This is a genomic window from Streptomyces sp. NPDC003016 (assembly GCF_053591455.1).
On sequence record NZ_JBSFTV010000002.1, the window covers coordinates 147,506 to 166,621 of the forward strand.

Sequence of the window (19,116 nt, forward strand, 5' to 3'; positions counted from 1 at the left end):
GGGAGGGACGCGCGTCACACCGGGGTGGTGCGGGCCGGGGAGGGACGCGCGTCACACCGGGGTGGTGCGGGCCGGGGAGGGACGCGCGTCACACCGGGGTGGTGCGGGCCGGGGAGGGACGCGCGTCACACCGGAGCATGGTTCCGCCACGCACCGCGCCGCCCTATCGTCATGGTCATGTTCGCCGCCTACGCCGCCCGCATCGACCGCGACCAGCCGCTGAACGGCCTCGAACTGGGCGAACGCCCGGCGCCCGAGGTGAAGCCCGGCTGGACCACCGTCACCGTCAGGGCCGCCTCCCTCAACCACCACGACCTCTGGTCCCTGCGCGGCGTCGGCCTCGGCGAGGAGGCGCTCCCGATGATCCTCGGCTGCGACGCCGCCGGAATCGACGCCGACGGCAACGAGGTCGTCGTCCACTCCGTCATCGGCGAGACCGGCCACGGCGTCGGCCCGCGCGAGAAGCGGTCGATCCTGACCGAGAAGTACCAGGGCACCTTCGCCGAACAGGTCACCGTCCCGGCGTGGAACGTGCTCCCCAAGCCCAAGGAGCTGTCGTTCGCACAGGCCGCCTGCCTGCCGACCGCCTGGCTCACGGCGTACCGGATGCTCTTCACCAACGCCGGTGTGCGCCCCGGCGACAGCGTCCTCGTCCAGGGCGCCGGCGGCGGTGTGGCGACCGCCGCGATCGTGCTCGGCAAGGCGGCCGGGCTGCGGGTGTACGCCACCAGCCGCGACGAGGCCAAGCGCAAGCGGGCCGTCGAGCTGGGCGCGGTGGAGGCGTTCGAGCCGGGCGCGCGGCTGCCGCAGCGGGTGGACGCGGTGATCGAGACCGTCGGCGCCGCCACCTGGTCGCACTCGGTGAAGTCCCTGCGCCCCGGCGGCACGCTGGTCATCTCGGGCGCGACGAGCGGCCCGAACCCGCCCTCGGCCGAGCTCAACCGGATCTTCTTCCTGGAGCTCAGGGTCGTCGGTTCGACGATGGGTTCCAAGGACGAGCTGGAGGACCTGCTCTCCTTCTGCGCGGCGACGGGCGTACGCCCGGTCATCGACGAGGTGCTGCCCCTGGACCGCGCCCGCGAGGGCTTCGAGCGGATGGCGGGCGGCGACCTCTTCGGGAAGATCGTGCTGACGACCCCTTGATGAGGCATCGGTTCTGCTGATGTGCTCTGCGGCACGCGACGACGACGTGTGCTGGAGGGGTGTCTGTGCGAACCGGCCGGATGGTAGGCGCAGTTGTCTGTACGGTCGCGCTGGCGGCCGGGGTCCTCGCCCCGGCCGCCGGCGCGCGCGAACGTGATCCCGGCGGCGGACGTGTCCCCGGCGGCGGAAGCGGCGGCGACGGAATCCCGCGGCTCACCGACGACCGCGGCCGCGTCCTCACCCTGCGCGGCTGGAACGTCGAGGACAAGGCGAACCGCGGCGACAGGGCGCTCTCCGCCATCACCGAGAAGCACTTCCGCGACCTGAACGCCCGCGGCTTCAACTTCGCCCGGCTCCTCGTCTTCTGGGACGACCTGGAGCCCCGGCGCGGGCAGTACAGCGCGGCGTACCTCCGCAGGATCGAGCGGATCCTGGACTGGGCCGGGAAGTACGACGTCCAGGTGCTGATCGACGCCCACCAGGACGTCTTCGGACCGGCCTTCGGCCATCGCGGCATCCCGGAGTGGGCGACGCGCACCGACGGGCTGCCGTTCACGCCGCGCCCCGACGACTGGTTCTCCGAATACTTCGAGCCGGCCGTGCAGCGCGCCTTCACCCATCTCTACGAGGACCCGGATCTCCAGCGCGCGCAGGCCGCCATGTGGCGGGTCCTCGCCGGCCGGTTCGAGGACCATCCGGCGGTGCTCGGGTACGACCTGATCAACGAGCCGATGGGGGAGCTGCGGGAGGGCGAGGACCTGCCCGCCGCCGCCCGCCGCATCGAGCGCGACCAGATCACACCGATGCACAACCGGCTTGCGGACGCGGTGCGTTCGACCGACCGGGACACCTGGGTGTTCGTCGAGCCGACGCCGATCGTGGGCGAGGGGGTGGAGACCGGCCTCGGGAAGATCAAGGACCCCAAGGTCGTGTACGCCCCGCACTTCTACAACACCGCGATGGAGGCGGGCGCCGACTACGACCCGGCGGCCGGCTGGATCGAGTCGTACGAGGCCGCGGTGACGGCGTATCCGAAGGAGCACCGCGTCCCGGTGGTCGTGGGGGAGTGGGGCCCGCTCAACAACTCCCTCCCGAACATGGGGCGCTTCTACCGCGAGGCGCTGGCGTCCATGAACCGCTACGGCTCCGGCTGGGCGGGTTACGTGTGGTGTTACGGCGGCGGCTACTGCGCGGTGGACGAGGCGGGGGAGTTCCGTACGCACAAGGAACAGACGGCGTCGCCGTACGCGCCCGCCGTCGCCGGCCGGGTGCGCGGGGAGTCGTACGACCCGGCGACCCGCACCTACCGCCTGTCGTACGTCGCCTCCGGGCGCGGCGTCACCGAGCTGTCGCTGCCGTCGCGCGCCCGTGACTGGCGGGTGGAGGCGACCGGGGCGGCGTGGGTGCGGGACGGGCGGGTCCACGCCCGGCCGGGCGCGCGGATCTCCGTGACGGCCGCTCCGGCCGGTTCCCGCCCGCCCCTCCGTGTCAACCATGGTTGACGGCCGCGAGGTGTCAATGTAAGTTGACAGTCATGACCGACGCAACGGATCTCGCCGAGCGCGCGGGCGACCACGACCCCCGGGTCGGACTGCGCGCCGTCGCCGCCCTGCGGCGGCTGCTGGAGCAGCTCGAAGCCGTGCAAGTCAGAAGCGCCCGCGTCCAGGGCTGGTCGTGGCAGGAAATCGCGTCCGAGCTGGGCGTCAGCCGGCAGGCCGTCCACAAGAAGCACGGGAGGCGTTGATGTTCGAGCGGTTCACGAAGAGTGCCCGGAGTGCGGTGAAGGGCGCGGCCACCGAGGCGGAACGGGCGGGCGCCGACTCGGTCACCGAGGAGCACCTGCTGCTGGCCCTGCTGGATCAGGAGGGCACGCGCTCGTCCTCCGCTCTCGCCTCGCTGGGGATCGCCGGGCGCCGGGAAGCGGTGGCACGGGCGCTGGCCGAGGCGCGGCGCCGGGGCGGCCTCTCGAAGGCCGACCAGGAGGCGCTCGCCGGGATCGGCATCGACGTCACGGAGATCGTCTCGAAGGTGGAGGCGACGCACGGCGAGGGTGCGATGCAGTCCGGACGCGGTCCGCGGCGGGGTCTGCTGACGGGACACCGCCCCTTCACGCGGCAGGCGAAGGGCGTACTGGAGAAGTCCCTGCGCATCGCGCTGGGCCGCGGCGACCGGCACATCGGCGACGAGCACCTGCTGCTGGCGCTGACCACGCAGCCGGGCCCGGTGGCCGACGTGCTGACGGAGTACGGCGCGACGTACGGCGCGCTGGAGCGTGCGCTGCGGGAGGCGGCTCCGGAGGCGTCCTGAGTCCGTCCTGAGTCCGTCCGGCGGCCGGGGGCGTACCCGGGGGCGCTCCGGGAAGGCGTCCCGGGCCGGTCCTGCCGCCCCTCACGGCTTCCTCGGCTTCCGGGCCGGGCGCGACAGCCGCCCGGGGCTCGCGACGGCGGCCCTCGCCCCGGCCGTCGCGCCCCTCCCGCTGGTCGGCGCCATCGGGCTGCTTCGGCCGTGCCGGCCGCTCGGGGCTCTTCCTCCGGGCCGTCGCGCGGTCCGGAGGAAACACCCTAGACCTCCGGGTTCCGCAGGACCGCGCCGATGCGGGCCGCCGCCGTGGACAGGTGGCGGCGTGCCTCGCGGAGCTGGTCCTCCGTCACGCCCCGGTCGCGGGCCGCGTCGCGGATGTCGTCGCGGAAGCGGTCCAGGAGGCGCTCCAGGTCGCGGGCCGGGTCGCCGGACGGGGGCTCCTGGGCCCACTCGGGCTCCGCGGGCGCGTCCGTACGCTCGACCTTGACCTCGGCGGGCTCCGTGACCGGCCCGGTGTCCGGCGCCGCGTCCCGCTCGGTGCCGGGCTGCGGCCGGCCGCCGAAGAAGCCGAACTCCTTGGTGATCTCGGCGAGACCCTCCCGTACCCCCTTCGGCCAGTCGCCCCGCGCGAAGTGGTCCTGCACCTGCTCCTGCACCCGCTGCGCGATCCGCTGCATCTGCTCCTGCGCCTTCTCCTGGGCCTTCTCCTGCGCCTCCTGGGCCTGGTGGCGTGCCTGCTGCGCGTCCTCGCGGGCGCGGCGGCTCTCGTCCTTCGCGCGGCGCGCCTGCTCCTTCCACTCCTGCTTCGCCCTGCGCAGCTCCTCCTTCGCCGCGCGCCACGCCTCGCTGTCGCCGAACCCGTCGCCGAACGCGCCCTCGCGGCCGCTCGCCTTGGGCTGTGACGCGGCGTTGTGCAGGGTCTCCCTCGCGGCGGCCCGCATCTCGCGGCGCAGGTTGCCCGCCGCGCCGCGTACGTCGTCGCGGATCTCGGCGGCCAGTTCGGAGACCGACTCGCGGATCTCCAGCTCCAGATCGGCCAGTTCGCCGCCGCGGCTCGCCAGTTCGGCGCGGCCGGCGTCGGTGATCGAGTAGACCTTGCGGCCGCCCTCGGTGGCGTGCGTGACCAGGCCCTCGGCCTCCAGCTTGGCGAGACGCGGGTAGACGGTGCCGGCGGACGGGGCGTACAGACCCTGGAAGCGCTCCTCCAGGAGGCGGATCACTTCGTAACCGTGACGCGGCGCCTCGTCGAGCAGCTTGAGGAGGTACAGGCGCAGACGGCCGTGGGCGAAGACGGGAGGCATGTCAGAGCACCTTCTTGTCGACCGGGGGGTGGGTGAGCGGGCCGTCGGTGAGCGGGGCGTCGGTGGGTGGGGCGTCCGCGGGGGAGCCGTCCGTGGGCGGCGCGCCGGTGGGCGGGGCGCCGCCGGCCTCCGCGCCGTCCGGGTCCCGGCCGGCCGGCGGGCGGCGCAGCAGGGCGATGGCGCCGGAGACGGTCGTCGCGCGCAGCCGGCCGTTGCCCGCGCCCAGCCTGCCCGTGATCCTCTTCGCGCCCCATCCCCAAGCTCTCGAACCGCCTCGAGCAGGGGAAACCCCCATCCCGCTGACCCGCAGGCCCTCGAAGGCGCTGGAGAGGGAGCCGCTCGCCGTGTTCGCCTCGACCGTCGCGTCGGCCGGGTGCGGCAGACGGACGGCGACCCCGCCCGAGACCGTGGTCAGGGCGATGTCGGTGGGCTTTCCGGCGGGGTCCACGTCGACGACCATGTCGCCGTTGAAGGAGTCGGCCCGTACGGAGGAACCGGAGCCGTCGACGACGGTCAGGTTCCCGGAGACGGAGTGGAAGCTGAGGCTGCCGGTGACGCCCTGGGCCTCCAGGCTGCCCGAGACCGTGTCGGCGCGGACGGCGCCGGAGAGCCCGACGAGGGTGGTGTCGCCGCTGATGCCGCGCACGGCCGTACGTCCGCCGATCCCGGAGACGACGGCGTCGGCGCCGATCACGCCGACCTCGACGGAGGCTGTGGCGGGGACGGCGAGGGAGACGACCGCGCTGCGCTGCCGGTTCTTGGGGTCGAGCCACTTGAGGAAGCCGTGCCAGGGCAGGTCCTCGTACGCGACGGTGAGGGTGCCGTCCCGGTGGGTCACGGTCAGCGGCGGGCCCTCGATCCCGGACACTTCGAGGCGGGCGGGGCCCTTCTCGACGCCGACGACGTTCACCGTCCCGTTGACGATGCGCACGCTGAGCGCCGTCACCGGGTCCTCGAAGGTGAGTTTCCGCGGCTCGGCGACCGCCCATGTCGGCTCTGTCATGCTGCTCTCCCCATCTGACGGGACAGACGCAACATATCGCGTCTATGGCTAAACACGATATATCGCGGACTCGTGAAGTCAAGAGACGGACCGGCGCGGGCAGCCCACTCATACGCGCCGAACGCGGGCAAAGTGCCCTAGCGTGAGGGCATGGACGCGACATCCGGATCCGGGCCCGCCGGGGCCTTGCTGCTGTGCGGGGCCGAGCCCGATGCGGTACGCCCCGCAGCCCGTCTGCTGCGCGAGCGGCTGCTGCTGGCCCCGGCCGGTGACCGGAGTGGCAGGAGCGGCTCCGCGGAGCGGTGGAGCGTGCTCGTACCCGAGGGCAGGCCGTGGCTGGAGGGCGGCGAGCCGGTCGACCGGGTACTGGCGGGCTGGGTCACGGCGCTCGCCGTCGGCGTCAGCTGGCCGGTTCTCGCCCTGTGGTGGGACGCGGACTGGGCCGGCTTCACGCTCGCTTCGGGTTTCCGGCGCCAGGTCGGCTACGTATGGCTGGCGGACGGCACACCGGCGGGCGAGGACGAGGCGATGCGCACGTTCGCGGCGCGGCTCGGGCTCGACCCGGTGCTCGACATGGAGGCCCTGGAGGCGCTCACCCGGCCCGACCCCGACGCGGACGCCAGGACCCGCCTGCTCGGTGTGATCGCGGTGCTGTCCCGCTCGGGCCTCACGCTCCCCGCGGGCCTGACCCCCGGCGAACCGGCCGCCCGGCTGCGGGAGGCGGCACTGGCGCGGCCGGACACGGAACCGGTCGAGTGGCAGGGACGGTGCGACGCGGTCCGTACGGAACCGGGCACGGCCGAGGCCGGCTCCACCGGCCCCGTCGGTTCCGTGGGCCCCGCCGGCCCCTGGACGCGCGGCCCCGGGGCCCGCGTACTGGTCGCGGTCCAGCTGGCGGCCGGTGTCCCGCTCGCCCTGTGGGGCCTGCGGCGGCGCAGCGGCGGCTGGGCGTTCGCGGGGGCGGTGCTGGTGGCGCAGGGCGCGCTGGGTCTCGCGTACGACCGGATGCGCGCCGTCCGGACGCGCGCCCGCCACCGGTGAGGCGAGGTACTACTCGTCCTCGTCGTCCTCGTCGTCCAGGCGGGCCAGCCAGGTCGCCAGGCGCTCGACGGGGACCTCGAAGTCCGGATTGAGGTCGACGAACGTGCGCAGCTGCTCGGCGAGCCACTCGAAGGTGACCTCCTCCTCGCCGCGCCGCTTCTCCAGCTCCTCGATGCCTCGGTCGGTGAAGTACAAGGTGTTGCTCCGTGGGGTGGACAGGGGTGGACAGCGGTTGTTCCAAGCCAGGATAGGCACTGATCCCCGGGACCTCGCGCTCGTACCCTGCAGCGATTACCCTTCACCCTTCATCGCGTGGGGGAGCGGGGGGCGCTGTGGCCAATGGGATCGCACAGGTTCGGCTCGACGACGGGACCGTCGTCTGGGCCCGTGTCAGCGAGGTGCAGGAGCTGGACCGGGGCGGCGGCTTCCGGGACACCGGGATCGGCGACCGGGTCGTCTCCATGGCGGGCGGGCTGACCGACGTCGTCCAGGGCGTGGTGCAGTCGCTGCGCGCCGGGCTGCGCCCCGCCGCCCCCGTCGAGGTCGCCGTGACCTTCGGCATCGAACTGTCCGCGCAGTCCGGCAAGGTGATCGGGGTCCTCGCGGGCGGCGGGGGCACGGCGTCCGTCTCCGTCTCCCTGACCTGGACCGAGCCGGTCGCGGGCGCGGTCACGGACCCGGGCGCGGTCACGGACCCGGGTACGGGCGCGACCCCCGGCACGGGACCGGGGCCGGTCGCAGAGCCGGCGTCCGTGCCCCGGCCGTCCGCCCCCGGCGCGGTATGAGCGCGGCGTGAACCCCTTCGACGAGATGGTGCGCCCCTCGCTCGTACGCATTGCCGCGCCCGGAGGCGGGTATGACCCGCACGGCACCCACTACTGGGGCAGTGGTTTCTTCATCGCCCCCGGCTGGGTGTTGACCTGCGCCCATGTCGTGGGAAAGGGGGAGGCCGCCGTGTGGAGGGGAGAGCGCGCGCTGGGCATCACGTGGCAGGGCGGTACGACCACGGGCGAGGTCGTCCTCGCCAAGCCGCGGCCCGCCGACCCCGAAGAGCCCCGGTACCACTGGGAGTTCCCCGACATCGCGCTGGTCCGCGTACCGGACGCGCGGGACGCCGCCTGCGTCTGGCTCAGCGAGCGGCCCCCGGCGATACCCGCCGACGTGAGCCTGCACGGCTGGTCCAGGGAGACCGGCGACCTCGGCGTACGGCACGGCGTCGGCCGGGCTCACGCCACCGACGGCAAGGCGCTGCTGCTGCGCGGCAGTCTGCCCGTCGAGGGCTGCTCGGGCGGCCCCGTCGTCGACCTGCGGCACGGCGCGGTCATCGGCATGAACAAGGGGCGCGCGGAGCACGAGGGGGCCGCCGTGCCCATCACGGCCCTGCGTGAGCTGCACGACCTGCCGGGCGGCGGCGTCCTCCACACCGTCCTGCGCGAGCACGACCGCCACCACCTGCGCCGGTTCCGCAGCACCACGGCCGGCGGCGGCTGGACCAGGGCGCAGGCCGGTCTGCGGCCCACGGGCGCCCCCGGGTTCGGTCCCGCCGTGCGCGCGCACCTCTTCGGCCGGTTCGCCGAACTGCCGCCGCCCACCGGGCCCGGCGAGGTCATGACCCTGGTGGACGACGTCAAACGCCGTGTGCTGCACCGCGATTACCAGTCGCCCATCGAACACGACCCGCGCACCTGGCGCGACGGCGCCGGGCTGCTGTACGACCTGCGCGGCCAGGAGGGCGGGCGCGACCTCGACGTCGACGCGGTGCTGCTGTACGCCGCCAAGGTCGTCAGGCACCTCGCGAGCCGGGGCCCGGACCGGGACCGGGACCAGGGCCGGGGCTGGGACCAGGGCCGGGGCTGGGACCAGGGCCGGGGCTGGGACCGCGGCGGGTCCGCAAGCCCCCACCGGGCCGCGCTCACCTGGCTCGGTGAGTGGATCACCACGCAGGGCGAGTCGGCGCACCAGGCGATCCGCGAGGAGATCGCACAGGTCCTGGCCCTGGACCTCCATGAAGAGGACGCGCCCGGACCGGAATCCGGCACGGGACCGGGGCCGGGACCGGGACCGGGGCCCGGCGCGGAGTCCGGGTTCACGTTCGAGTCCGTGCGGGAGCGCCCGGCCGGGCAGGCCCGTGCCGACGTGCTCGTCGAGATCGACCCGGTCCACTACGGCGACCGCTACCCGTGGCGCGTCAAGCTCCTCTACGAGGGGCGGACCGTCAGCCCGCTGTACGGCGACGACCGCGGTGTGCCCCGCCCCCGCCTCCGCGAGACCTTGCGCGAGCCGCTCGCCGACGCCCTGCGCCGCGGGGACAGCGGGGAGCACCTCGCGGCGGTCGAGGCCCTGCTGCCGCGCGAGCTGTTCGACGAACCCCTCGACACCTGGCGGCTGTCGCCCGAGGACGAGGTCTTCGACGAGCACAGCATGGCGCTGGGGGAGCGGCGCATCGTCGTCATACGGGACCGCAGGCGCCGCGACCGCCCCGCGAGCCCCGAATGGCGCCGCCGCTGGAAGGCCGCCGTGCGCGGGCCGCTCACCGTCGTGCCGCTGCGCGGCGAGGTCCCCGCGTCCGGACACGGCCCCGGCGCCCGCCGGGAGTCCCGCAGGGCCGCGTACGCCAGGCTGTCCGACGCCGGGGACGGCACCGTGCCGGTGTACTGCGGGCCCGTCGGCAGTGGCGACGGACTCGACGCGATGGCCGCCGCGCTCGCCGCCGGGCACCCGCTCGCCCTGTGGCGCAGATGCGGCCGGGACCACAGCGACTGCCGGGAGTTCCAGGCGCGCGCCGACGAACTGCTGACACGCGCCGACGGCGTGGACGGACTGCACCGGCACATACGTGCCCTGCGCATCATCTCCATGGACCCCGACGCGACACCCGACACGGTGTCGGAAGCGGCCTGGGCCGGCTCCATGGCCGTGCTTTTCGACCCGCCCGACCGCCCGCCGTACGACGGTGTGCCGCTCCGGGTGCCGCAGCAGCTGTCCGGACCCACCCCATGACGGCCCGCCAGGGGGTGTCTCGATCGCCCGCTCGATTCCCGGCAACCGGGCCGGTGACCGAGTCGGCAACCGGGCCGGAATCCAGGTCGGCAGAGCAGGTCTTGAGCGGTAACCTCGGCAGCCCCGACAGCCGCACGACCGTCGGATCCGGCTCCCTTCCCACCTACCCGCGAGGTGAAACTCAGTGACAGACTGGCGGATCTATCGCGGCGCGGGAACGCCGCACGACGGAGTCCAGCGGTTACCCGGCCCGCCTCCGTGGCGTGATTTCGCCGCCGTGGGACCGGACGCGGACGCCACCGACCCCGCGGCCACCGACCCGAGCGCCGCCCGCAGGCTCGGTGTCCAGCGCCGGCTGGTGGAGAACCACCACCCCAGGCCCGCCGAGGTCGACGCGGTCAACGCGGCGCTGTACCTGCGCCGCCCGCTGCTGGTGACCGGCAACCCGGGCACCGGGAAATCCACCCTGGCGCAGGCCGTCGCGTACGAACTCGGCCTCGGCCGCGTCCTGCGCTGGCCGATCGTCAGCCGTTCCACGCTTCAGGACGGGCTCTACCGCTACGACGCCATCGGCCGCCTCCAGGACGTGCAGCTGGAGCGGGCGCAGGGCGGAACGGGGGCGGCCGCCCCGGCCCCCTCGGCGCCTTCGAGCATTGGCTCGTACGTACGCCTCGGACCGCTCGGCACCGCGCTGCTGCCGTCCGACCAGCCACGGGTGCTGCTCGTCGACGAACTCGACAAGAGCGACCTCGACCTGCCCAACGACCTGCTGAACGCCCTGGAAGAGGGCGAGTTCGCCCTTCCCGAGCTGGAGCGCATCGCCGACCGCGAGCCGGTCGTGGACGTCCTGACCGACGACGGCCGCAAGGTGCCGGTGCGCGGTGGCCGGGTCCGCTGCACGACCTTCCCGTTCATCGTCCTCACCTCCAACGGCGAGCGGGACTTCCCCGCCGCGCTGCTCCGCCGCTGCATTCAGCTGGAGCTCGAACCGCCCGGCGAGGAACAGCTCACCGCCATGGTCGAGGCGCACCTCGGCAGTGACGCGGCGGTCGAGGGCCGGGACCTGATCGAACGGTTCCTGGGCCGTGCACCGGGCGAGGTCATCGCCGCCGACCAGCTCCTCAACGCGCTCTACCTCACCCAGCACGCCCCCCGCGCGGAGCGCGTCACGCGGGAACGCATCGCCGAAATGCTCATGCGGCCACTCGACCGCCCGAGGTGAGGACCGGATGGACCTCGGGGAACTCGTCGGCAGGCTGAGGAGCGGCGGCCTCGACCCCACGGCCGAGGAGGTCGCGGACGCCGTCTGGCTGGCCCGATGGCTTCCGCCGGGCCGTACGCCGGCGGGCGCCCCCGGCGGCCCCCTGGAGGAGGACCGGGGCGCGGGCCGGACCGGACGGACGACCCGGCCCGATCCGGCCGGCGCCGGCCCGGACCCAGGCGCCGGCTCCGGCGTGCCGGGGCTGTCCCAGGGCCCCGGCTCCGGCTCCGGTCCCGTATCGCTCTACGCGCCCGGCGGCAGGAGCCGGGCCGCGGGCGCCGCGGGCGCCGCCGGGCCAGCCTTCCCCGTACGCGCTCCCGCGGCCGCCGCGCTGCCCGGACTGCTGGGCCTGCAACGCGCCCTGCGCCCCCTGCGCCACCGCGCCGCCGCGCCCCCGGCCGCCGGCGGGCACCTGGACGAGGACGCCACGGCGGAGCACAGCGCCATGTCCGGCGTCATCAGCCCGGTACTGCGCCCCTCCGACCGCCACCGCGTGGACATCCAGCTGCTCATGGACACCGGGCCCGCGATGGCCGTCTGGGAGCGCATGGTCGAGGAGCTGCGCCAGGCATGCCAGCAGTCCGGTGTCTTCCGGGACGTCCAGGTCCACCAGCTGTACGACGCCGGGGACGGCGGCGCGCCCCTCATCGGCACCACGACGGGGCCCGGCGGCCGCACCCGGCTGCGCCCCGCCGACCAGTTCCACGACCCCACGGGCCGCAGGCTCACCCTCCTCGTCAGCGACTGCGTCGGCCCGTTGTGGCAGCAGGGCCGCGCCCAGCGGTTCATCCACCAGTGGCCGCGCCGCTCCCCGCTGGCCGTCGTGCAGCCGCTGCCGCCCCGCCTGTGGGCCCGTACCGCACTGCCCGCCGAACCGGGGCTCCTGGTGCGGTCCGCGGCGTCCGGCGGGCGCACCGCGTTCGTTCCGGACGAGGAGCCGTGGGAGCCGCTGGAGGCGACGGCCAGGCCCGTGCCGGTGCTCACGCCGACCCCCGAGGCGTTCGCGTCCTGGGCGCGGCTGCTGTCCGACCACGGCGGCAGTACGGTGCGCGGCTGGGCTGCCTGGGCCGACGCCGGCGAACCGGCGGCCGCCGCCGAGGAACCGGCCTTCCCCGCCGCACCACCGCCCCTTTCGCCCGGCCGCAGCGCGGACGAGCTGCTGCGTGCCTTCCGGGCGAACGCGTCGCCCGGCGCCGTCCGGCTCGCCGTCCACCTCGCGGCGGCGCCCCTCACCCTGCCCGTCATGCAGCTGGTGCAGCGCGCCATGCTGCCGGACACCGGCCCGATGGAGCTCGCCGAAGTGCTGCTCGGCGGGTTGCTCAGGCAGCTTCCGGGGCCCGGCTCCAGGCCCTGTTACGTGTACGCGGACGGGGTGCAGGAGCTGCTGCTGAACTCGCTGGACCAGGACGCGGCCGCCCTCGTGCTCAAGCACTGCTCCTCGTACGTGGAACGCAACTTCGGCAGGGGCGCCCGCAACTTCTCGGCGCTCGCCGCCGCCAGGCTCTCCGAGCGCGGCACGGGCGCCGCTCCCGGGCTGCGGGGGGAGCGGCGCGAGGACGGCGAGGACGACGCGTCCGGCGCCGAGCCCGAGCTGTTCGCCCGCGTCCCGGCCCGGGTGCTGCGCTTCTACCAGCCCGACCTCGTCACCCCCGTACCGCTGGACGAGGCCGAACGCCTCCTGGACCAGTGGCACACCCAGGCCGACCCGTCCCTGCTCCGCCGCGCCCGCGAGCGCGCGGAGGCCGCGCTGCGCGACGAGGGAACCCGCGGCGGCGGAACCCGCGGCGGCGGAACGGACACCGGCGGGCCGGCCGGCGACGCGCCCGGGAGAGCGCGGGCCGGAGTCGTGCTGGGGCGGGTGCTGTTCGCGGAAGCCGGGACTCCGGCCGTGCGCGGCACCGACCGGGCGGGCGAACTCCTCCTGCGCGCGGCCCACACGCTCGCCGGAGCCCGCGACCGTGCCCCGCAGGGCAGCCGGGAGCGGGCCGACGCCCGCCTGGAACTCGCCGCCGTCCACCACGCGCTGTGGCGGCTGACACATGACGCGCTCCACCTCGACGCGGCCCTGGACGCGCTCGCCGGTGACGCCTCCGACTGGCCCGCCGAGTCCCGCCGGGCGCTGCACCTGCGCCGGGGCAGGCTGCTGCTCGTACTGCGCCGGGCCGGGGAGGCGGTACGCGAACTGCGCGGCGGATGCGCGGCGCTGGACGCCGAGGGCGCCCCCGACGGCCTCCGCTGCCCCGCCCTCCTCGACCTCGCCGAGGCCCTGCGCGCCGCGGACGCCCCGCACGCGGAGACCGCCGAGGTCCTGGCCCGCGCCGGACAGGCCGCCGGTGAGGACCCGGCGCTGCGCCTGCGCTGCCTGACGGCCCAGGCGCGGCTGCACGACGCGGCGGGCGGCCACGCCGCCGCCGACCGGGCGTACGAGGCCGCTTCCGGCCTCGCACCGTCCGACAGCGCCCGGCGCTGCGAACTCCTCACCGAGTGGGGCGAGTCGCTGCTGCGCCGCGCCGCCGCCGAGGACGAGGCGGCCGGGGAGGGCACCGTGGGCCGGGCGGAGAGCGTCCTGCGCGAGGCGCTCGCCGGGATGCCCGCCCGTTCCCCGGCCCGCAGCCGGCTGAACCTGCTGCTCGGCAGCGCACTGGCGCTCCGCTTCCAGCGGGTCGGTTTCCTGCCGGACCTGTACGAGGGCCGCCATCTGCTGGAGGAGGCCGCGAAGCGGCTGACGGACGCGGGGGTACGGGCCCAGGCATGGCTGACGCTCGGCAGGGTGAGGTTCGAACTCGCCCACGTGTCGGCCGCGACGCTGCTGTCGGACGCACTCCAGGCGTACGAGAACGCGCAGCGTGACGCCGACCGCGCGCACGGCGCCCGGCCGGGCTCCCGGACGGCGGCACGGGCGCTGTACGCCCAGGGCTGCACCCTGGAGTTCATGGGCCGCGCCGGGGCCGCGCGCCGGGCGTTCGGGCAGGCGCACGACCGCTGGCAGCGACTGATCGCGTCCCTGACCGAGGTGGACTGGGCGGAGGCCGGGGCGCCGCGGGAGCGGACCGACCGGTTGCGGGAGGCCGACCGGGAACCGGGCCGGGGGCCGGGCGCCCGGACGGACGATCAGCGGCCGGCCGAGGCGGACCGGCGGCGACTGGCACCCCCCTGGTGGCCGTTCACCGGGATGAAGGCCGGTTGACCGGAGTGAAGTCGAACATGTTTCTGTTTCACCGGTCTCGGGAAGAACTGGGCAGCCGCTGCGGCCGTGCGGGACGGGTGCCGGCAGGAGGGAGTCGGGCGTGTCGCACAGGAACACCGTGGTTGCCGGCCAGGGACGGGACGCCGGAAAGGCTCCGGCCGTGCCCGACCTCACCGACGTCGACCTGCGGACTTTACGCACCATGGACGATCCGGGGACTGCCGAGGCGGTCGGCCGCGTGCTCGACCGGCCCTGGGAGCTGGCGGAAGCCTGGTGGACGGGCGACGAGCCGGGAAACCGCTGAACAGCGGCGCTTTCCGGACAGATGGGTGGCACCGTCGACCGATTCGGGCCGATGCCGTCGATACCGCCGATGCCACGGCACGAACGCCGACGAAGGGGGGCCGCGATGACGCCGGCCCCTTTCTCCTCCGCCCTCTTCACCCAGCTCGCCCGCACCAGGCCCGGCTCCGCCTGCACCGTCGCGCTGCGCACCGGGCTGCACGCCCGCCGGCTGCTGCTCCTCAAGTCCCTGCTGACGCGCGTGGACCGGCGGCGGGCCGACGCCGACCCGCTCACGCGTGAACGCTTCCACCGGCACTGGGCACTGCTGGAGTACGCCGAACGGCGCGACCCCGCGGCGGTCCGCGCCGCGGTCGACTACCCGCTGACCGGAGCCTGGCTGGCCGGGGCCCTCACCGCCCCCGAGGGCCCCTCCCTCGACCGGCACCTCGCGTACTTCGGGGGCATGGCGGCCACCGCGGCCGTGCGCGCGGGCTGCGACCTGCGCCTCACGCTCGACGCTCCCGGCGGCGTGCTCTCCCTCCCCGGCCTCGGCGCCCTGCGCTGCCCGGACCACCGGGCCGAACTGCACGCCCGCGGCCCTACCGTACGGATCACCGGAGGTGACCGGACCGGCACCCTCCTGCTGCGGCGCACCGCCGCCCGGCAGGGCCGGCCCGTCGGCGGCGGACCGGGCTGGTCGGGCCTGCGCACCCTGCCCGCGACCGCCGTCGTCCTCGACGACCTGGACCCCTACCGGGTTCCGCCCGGCACCGCCGCCACGATGCCCGCCGCGGACCGGGCCACCGTCGCCCGCGAACCCTGGCCGCGGCTGTGGAGGCAGGCCCTCGCCCTGGTCGAGGGGACGGACCCCGGGCGGGCCGCCGAGATCCTGGCCGTGCAGCGGGTGGTCGTGCCCCTCGCCCCCGCGGACCCCGCCGTGTACGACGGGCCCCGTCCGATGAGCGCGACGCTGCGGGCCGCGCCCGGCGGCGTACTGACGTCCCTGCCGGCCGGGGCCGACGAGCTGGCCGAGGTGCTGGTCCACGAGACCCACCACACGAAGCTGGCCGCCCTGCACGAACGCGTTCCGCTGTACCGGCCCGGCGGCGGGGAGCTGCACCGGGTCGCCTGGCGGCCCGACCCCCGGCCGGTGGCGGGCGTGCTCCAGGGCGCGTACGCGCATCTGGCGCTCACCGACCTGTGGCGGCGGGCGACCACCGCCGCCGATGTCCCGGCGGCCTGGCGGCGGCGGGCCGCCGAACAGTTCGGCCGCCATCGCGGACAGGTCGCACAAGCACTGTCCGTACTGCTTGAATCCGATGAACTGACCATTGCGGGAAGGGAGTTCGCGGGGGACATGCGGGAACATCATGCGAGCCTCGGTGCGGCTCGGCAGGGCTTTGAGTGACACTGTGCCGACCGGCCGTGACAGTCGGTCGGCAGGTGCTGGCGGAGTAGGACAGGGAGACGTGCAGATGGTGGATCAGCGGCGCTCGGGCGGGGCCGGTGCGGCGGACCGTGGCGGCCAGGACGGGCCGGAACACTTCCTCGTGGTCTTCCCCGGATACCACCGGCCCTGGGCCAACTGGATCGGGCAGCGCCTGGAAGCCCACGGCCGGCGGGTCACGCTCCAGCGCTGGGACCCGCCCCGCGAGGTGCCGCTGGAGGAGTCGCTCGGTGACCTGCTGCTGTCCACCGGGCGCGTCCTGCTCGTCCTCAACGACTGGTTCTTCGAGCTGGGTCCCCGGGCCGCGGGCGAGTGGAACGACGTCCTGCGGGGGTACGTGGCCGCGCACGCCGAGCGCTTCGCCGCCGTCAACCTCACCAACCGCCAGCTGCCGCCCGCCACCGCCGTACTCGAACCGGTCAGCCTGTGGAGCGCGGGCGAGCAGGAGGCCGAGGAACGGCTGCTCGGCAGACTCGGCATCGACTTCCGGCGCGCCTCCGGCCGCCGCCCGCCGTCCACCGGCTCGCGCTTCCCGAACACGCCCCCCGAGATCTGGGGCGAAGTACCGCGCCGCAACGGCCGCTTCACCGGCCGCGACGACCTCCTCACCGAACTCCAGGAACGCCTGACCGAGGCCGAACGCGGCAACTCCGCCTGCACGCTCCTGGGCATGTCCGGCATCGGCAAGACCCAGCTCGCCGCGGAGTACGCCCACCGCTTCAGCACCGACTACGACGTCATCTGGTGGGTCAACTCCGACGACCGCAACATCCAGCGCGACCGCTTCGGCGAGCTCGCCGTCGAACTGGGCCTGCACAGCGGCAGTGAGCCCGGCGAGCGCATCCGCGCGGTCCGCGAGGCGCTGCGGCGCGGCGAACCGTACGGCCGCTGGCTCGTCATCTTCGACGGCTGGGACGACACGGAGGGCGCGAACGTCCTGCTGCCGCACGGCCCCGGTCACACCATCGTCACCTCCCGGAACAGGGGCTGGGGCGACCACACCGACGTACTCGAAGTCCCCAGCTTCGACCGGGCCGAGTCCACCGGCTACCTCATGCGCCGCGCCCCGCACGTGACCGCGCAGCAGGCCGACGAAGTCGCCGCCGAGTTCGGCGACGTGCCGCTGCCGCTCGTGCAGGCCGCCTCCTGGCTGGGCGAGTCCCGGATGGAGGTCCCCGAGTACCTGCGCATGGTCCGCGAGGGCAAGCTGTCCACCGTCGAGGAGCCCGCCGGCGACGGCTTCCCGCACTCCTCGCTCACCTCCTGGTCCATCCTCATCAACCGGCTCAGGCGCACCCAGCCGCAGGCCGTCGAAGTGCTCAGCCTGTGCGCCTCCTTCGCCCCCGGCCGCATCCCCCTCGGCCTGGCCCGCGCCTACCCGCAGGCCGACCTGCCCGAGGACCTGCGGTGGATGAGCACCGACCTGCCCGCCTGGACCCGGGCCCTGGACACCCTGGTCAACTACTCGGTGCTCACGCGCGAGAGCCGCGGGCCCGTCAACGCCGAGATGGGCCCGCACCAGGAGTCCGTGCACATGCACCGGCTCGTCCACGACATCGTGTCCCGGCTCACCAGCGACGAGCGCCGCGACACCCACCGCAAAGCCGTCCGCACGCTGCTGGCCGAGGCCGACCCGGGCAACCCGGTCGACAGCAGGCAGTGGCCCCGGTACGCCGAGCTGCTGCCCCACCTGGAGCCGTCGGGAGCGCTCAGCAGCTCCAACAGCCGGGTCCAGGCCGCCGTGCTGAACTGCCTGCGCTACTGCGTGCGCAGCGGCGAGTCCACGGCCGGCAACCGGCTCGCCGAGAAGATCCGGACGCACTGGACGGCGTTCATGGACCCGCTGGCCCAGCACATGCTGGACCTGACCATCCAGCAGGGCAACCTGCTGCGTTCCTCCGGCCGTTTCCGGGAGGCGTACGAACTCGAACGCGCCCTGCGGGAACGGCTGCGGACCGCCGAGCCGCGCAACGAGCTGGGCGAACTCGGCGTCAACGGCGCCCTCGCCAGCAGCCTGCGCCGGCTCGGCCGGTACGGCGAGGCGCTGGAACTGCAGGAGCAGGTGCTGGAGGACGCGGAACGGCTGCTCGGCGAGAACGAGCTGACCTCCATCAACGCGCGGCACAACCTCAGCGTCGGACTGCGGCTGCTGGGCCGCTACCGGGAGGCGTACGAACTCGACCTGGAGACCCTCAGCCGGCGCGAGGCCGTCCTGCGGGCCCGGCACATCACCACGCTCAACTCCGGGAACGCGGTGGCCCACGGACTGCGGCTGCTGGGCCAGTACCGTGACTCCGTGGCCCGGCAGGAGCCCGTCGTGCGGCTCCACGTGCAGGTGCTCGGGCCGCTGCACCCGCAGACGCTGGTGGCCCGCGTGCACCTGGCGCTCGCCCGGCGGCGCGAGGGCGGCTTCCAGCAGGACATCGGACCGCTGATGGACAGCCTGATGGAACAGCTGGAGCAGGTCCACGGCCGGACCCACCACAACACCCTGTCGTTCGTCAACGACTACGGGAACTTCCAGCGCGAGCACGGCGACCTGGCGAAGGCCAGGGACCTGATCGCCGAGGCGGAGGCCGGATACCGGAAGCTGCTCGGCCCGGCGCACCCCGTCGCCACCGGCATGCTCGCCAACACCGGGCTCGTGATGCAGGCGACCGGCGACCGGAGCGAGGCCATGTCCATGTTCGAGTCCGCGCTCGCGGGCCTGACCGCCACCCTCGGGAGCGACCACCCGTGGGTACTGGGCTGCGCCCTCAACGCCTCGGGCGGCCGCAACTTCAACGGCCGCGTCGCGGACGCCGCGGAGCTGAGCCGGGACACCCTGCGCAGGTCCCGCCAGGTCCTCGGGGACGAACACCCGCTCACCCTGTCCTGCCAGACGGCGCTGGCCGCCGACCTCCGGGCCCTGCGCGAGTACGAGGAGGCCGACAAGGTCGAGGCGGACGCGCTGCTCACCCTCACACGCACGCTCGGCGCGCAGCACCCGCACACCCTCTCCGCACGCCAGCGCAACCGCCCCTACTGGGACTTCGAGGCATACCTCGGCTGAGCCGCCCTGAGCCGCCCTGAGACGTCCTGAGCCGCCCCCTCGCCCGGTACGCCGAAGGGCCCGGCACCGCAGCGCTGCGGTGCCGGGCCCTTCGG

15 protein-coding genes are annotated in these 19,116 nt (G+C 74.7%); 12 read left to right on the forward strand and 3 right to left on the reverse strand.

The window, feature by feature from the left end; all coding sequences use genetic code 11:
- Positions 1 to 177: 177 nt before the first annotated feature.
- The 4 genes from ACWDZ4_RS02115 to ACWDZ4_RS02130 all read left to right on the forward strand — a co-directional run bounded on the left by ACWDZ4_RS02115 (position 178) and on the right by ACWDZ4_RS02130 (position 3,450).
- Positions 178 to 1,143 carry a zinc-binding dehydrogenase gene (locus ACWDZ4_RS02115; protein ID WP_451506539.1) on the forward strand — a complete coding sequence of 322 codons (966 nt, stop codon included), beginning with the start codon at positions 178 to 180 and terminating at the stop codon, positions 1,141 to 1,143.
- 80 nt (positions 1,144 to 1,223) lie between these two features.
- Positions 1,224 to 2,645 carry a cellulase family glycosylhydrolase gene (locus tag ACWDZ4_RS02120; protein WP_451506540.1) on the forward strand — a complete coding sequence of 474 codons (1,422 nt, stop codon included), beginning with the start codon at positions 1,224 to 1,226 and terminating at the stop codon, positions 2,643 to 2,645.
- 32 nt (positions 2,646 to 2,677) lie between these two features.
- Positions 2,678 to 2,887 (forward strand): helix-turn-helix domain-containing protein, encoded by a 210-nt coding sequence (locus ACWDZ4_RS02125; RefSeq protein WP_451506541.1) that lies wholly within the window; start codon positions 2,678 to 2,680, stop codon positions 2,885 to 2,887.
- Entirely contained in the window at positions 2,887 to 3,450 is a 564-nt protein-coding gene (locus ACWDZ4_RS02130) for a Clp protease N-terminal domain-containing protein (RefSeq protein ID WP_451506542.1), read from the forward strand. The genes ACWDZ4_RS02125 and ACWDZ4_RS02130 overlap by 1 nt, the downstream gene beginning before the upstream one ends.
- A 254-nt stretch (positions 3,451 to 3,704) precedes the next feature.
- Here the strand turns inward: ACWDZ4_RS02130 and ACWDZ4_RS02135 are convergent, their stop codons facing one another.
- Entirely contained in the window at positions 3,705 to 4,745 is a 1,041-nt protein-coding gene (locus ACWDZ4_RS02135) for a helix-turn-helix transcriptional regulator (protein WP_451506543.1), read from the reverse strand.
- A 1-nt stretch (position 4,746) separates the two neighbouring features.
- Complete coding sequence (locus ACWDZ4_RS02140) at positions 4,747 to 5,748, reverse strand: DUF4097 family beta strand repeat-containing protein (protein WP_451506544.1); 1,002 nt, start codon at positions 5,746 to 5,748, stop codon at positions 4,747 to 4,749.
- 150 nt (positions 5,749 to 5,898) lie between these two features.
- Here ACWDZ4_RS02140 and ACWDZ4_RS02145 point away from each other — a divergent pair, with 150 nt between their 5' ends.
- A complete protein-coding gene (locus ACWDZ4_RS02145) occupies positions 5,899 to 6,789 on the forward strand; it encodes a hypothetical protein (protein ID WP_451506545.1) in 891 nt (296 codons plus the stop codon).
- A 9-nt stretch (positions 6,790 to 6,798) separates the two neighbouring features.
- On the opposite strand, the gene ACWDZ4_RS02150 is transcribed toward ACWDZ4_RS02145, so the two are convergent.
- Positions 6,799 to 6,984, reverse strand: a complete 186-nt coding sequence (locus ACWDZ4_RS02150; protein ID WP_010061466.1) for a DUF6104 family protein — start codon at positions 6,982 to 6,984, stop codon at positions 6,799 to 6,801.
- A 137-nt stretch (positions 6,985 to 7,121) separates the two neighbouring features.
- On the opposite strand from ACWDZ4_RS02150, the gene ACWDZ4_RS02155 reads away from it, so the two are divergent.
- From ACWDZ4_RS02155 to fxsT, 7 genes are all read left to right on the forward strand, one after another.
- The gene (locus tag ACWDZ4_RS02155) at positions 7,122 to 7,574 is read left to right on the forward strand and encodes a CU044_2847 family protein (protein WP_451506546.1); all 453 of its coding nucleotides are present in this window, start codon (positions 7,122 to 7,124) and stop codon (positions 7,572 to 7,574) included.
- A gap of 7 nt (positions 7,575 to 7,581) precedes the next feature.
- Entirely contained in the window at positions 7,582 to 9,789 is a 2,208-nt protein-coding gene (locus ACWDZ4_RS02160; protein WP_451506547.1) for a VMAP-C domain-containing protein, read from the forward strand.
- 184 nt (positions 9,790 to 9,973) lie between these two features.
- A complete protein-coding gene (locus tag ACWDZ4_RS02165) occupies positions 9,974 to 11,011 on the forward strand; it encodes an AAA family ATPase (protein WP_451506548.1) in 1,038 nt (345 codons plus the stop codon).
- Positions 11,012 to 11,018: 7 nt separating this feature from the next.
- A complete protein-coding gene (locus ACWDZ4_RS02170; RefSeq protein ID WP_451506549.1) occupies positions 11,019 to 14,237 on the forward strand; it encodes an SAV_2336 N-terminal domain-related protein in 3,219 nt (1,072 codons plus the stop codon).
- A 100-nt stretch (positions 14,238 to 14,337) separates the two neighbouring features.
- Entirely contained in the window at positions 14,338 to 14,541 is a 204-nt protein-coding gene (fxsA, locus tag ACWDZ4_RS02175; protein WP_451506550.1) for an FxSxx-COOH cyclophane-containing RiPP peptide, read from the forward strand.
- Between the two features lie 105 nt (positions 14,542 to 14,646).
- Positions 14,647 to 15,930, forward strand: coding sequence for an aKG-HExxH-type peptide beta-hydroxylase (locus ACWDZ4_RS02180; protein ID WP_451506551.1), 1,284 nt, complete (start codon positions 14,647 to 14,649; stop codon positions 15,928 to 15,930).
- A 67-nt stretch (positions 15,931 to 15,997) separates the two neighbouring features.
- Entirely contained in the window at positions 15,998 to 19,021 is a 3,024-nt protein-coding gene (gene fxsT / locus ACWDZ4_RS02185) for an FxSxx-COOH system tetratricopeptide repeat protein (protein ID WP_451506552.1), read from the forward strand.
- Positions 19,022 to 19,116 lie beyond the last annotated feature (95 nt).

Bases quoted from the DNA above. Each gene is read 5' to 3' on its own strand.
- ACWDZ4_RS02115 (WP_451506539.1), top strand. From the start codon at position 178: ATGTTCGCCGCCTACGCCGCCCGCATCGACCGCGACCAGCCGCTGAAC.
- ACWDZ4_RS02120 (WP_451506540.1), top strand. From the start codon at position 1,224: ATGGTAGGCGCAGTTGTCTGTACGGTCGCGCTGGCGGCCGGGGTCCTC.
- ACWDZ4_RS02125 (WP_451506541.1), top strand. From the start codon at position 2,678: ATGACCGACGCAACGGATCTCGCCGAGCGCGCGGGCGACCACGACCCC.
- ACWDZ4_RS02130 (WP_451506542.1), top strand. From the start codon at position 2,887: ATGTTCGAGCGGTTCACGAAGAGTGCCCGGAGTGCGGTGAAGGGCGCG.
- ACWDZ4_RS02135 (WP_451506543.1), bottom strand. From the start codon at position 4,745: ATGCCTCCCGTCTTCGCCCACGGCCGTCTGCGCCTGTACCTCCTCAAG.
- ACWDZ4_RS02140 (WP_451506544.1), bottom strand. From the start codon at position 5,748: ATGACAGAGCCGACATGGGCGGTCGCCGAGCCGCGGAAACTCACCTTC.
- ACWDZ4_RS02145 (WP_451506545.1), top strand. From the start codon at position 5,899: ATGGACGCGACATCCGGATCCGGGCCCGCCGGGGCCTTGCTGCTGTGC.
- ACWDZ4_RS02170 (WP_451506549.1), top strand. From the start codon at position 11,019: ATGGACCTCGGGGAACTCGTCGGCAGGCTGAGGAGCGGCGGCCTCGAC.
- ACWDZ4_RS02180 (WP_451506551.1), top strand. From the start codon at position 14,647: ATGACGCCGGCCCCTTTCTCCTCCGCCCTCTTCACCCAGCTCGCCCGC.
- fxsT (WP_451506552.1), top strand. From the start codon at position 15,998: ATGGTGGATCAGCGGCGCTCGGGCGGGGCCGGTGCGGCGGACCGTGGC.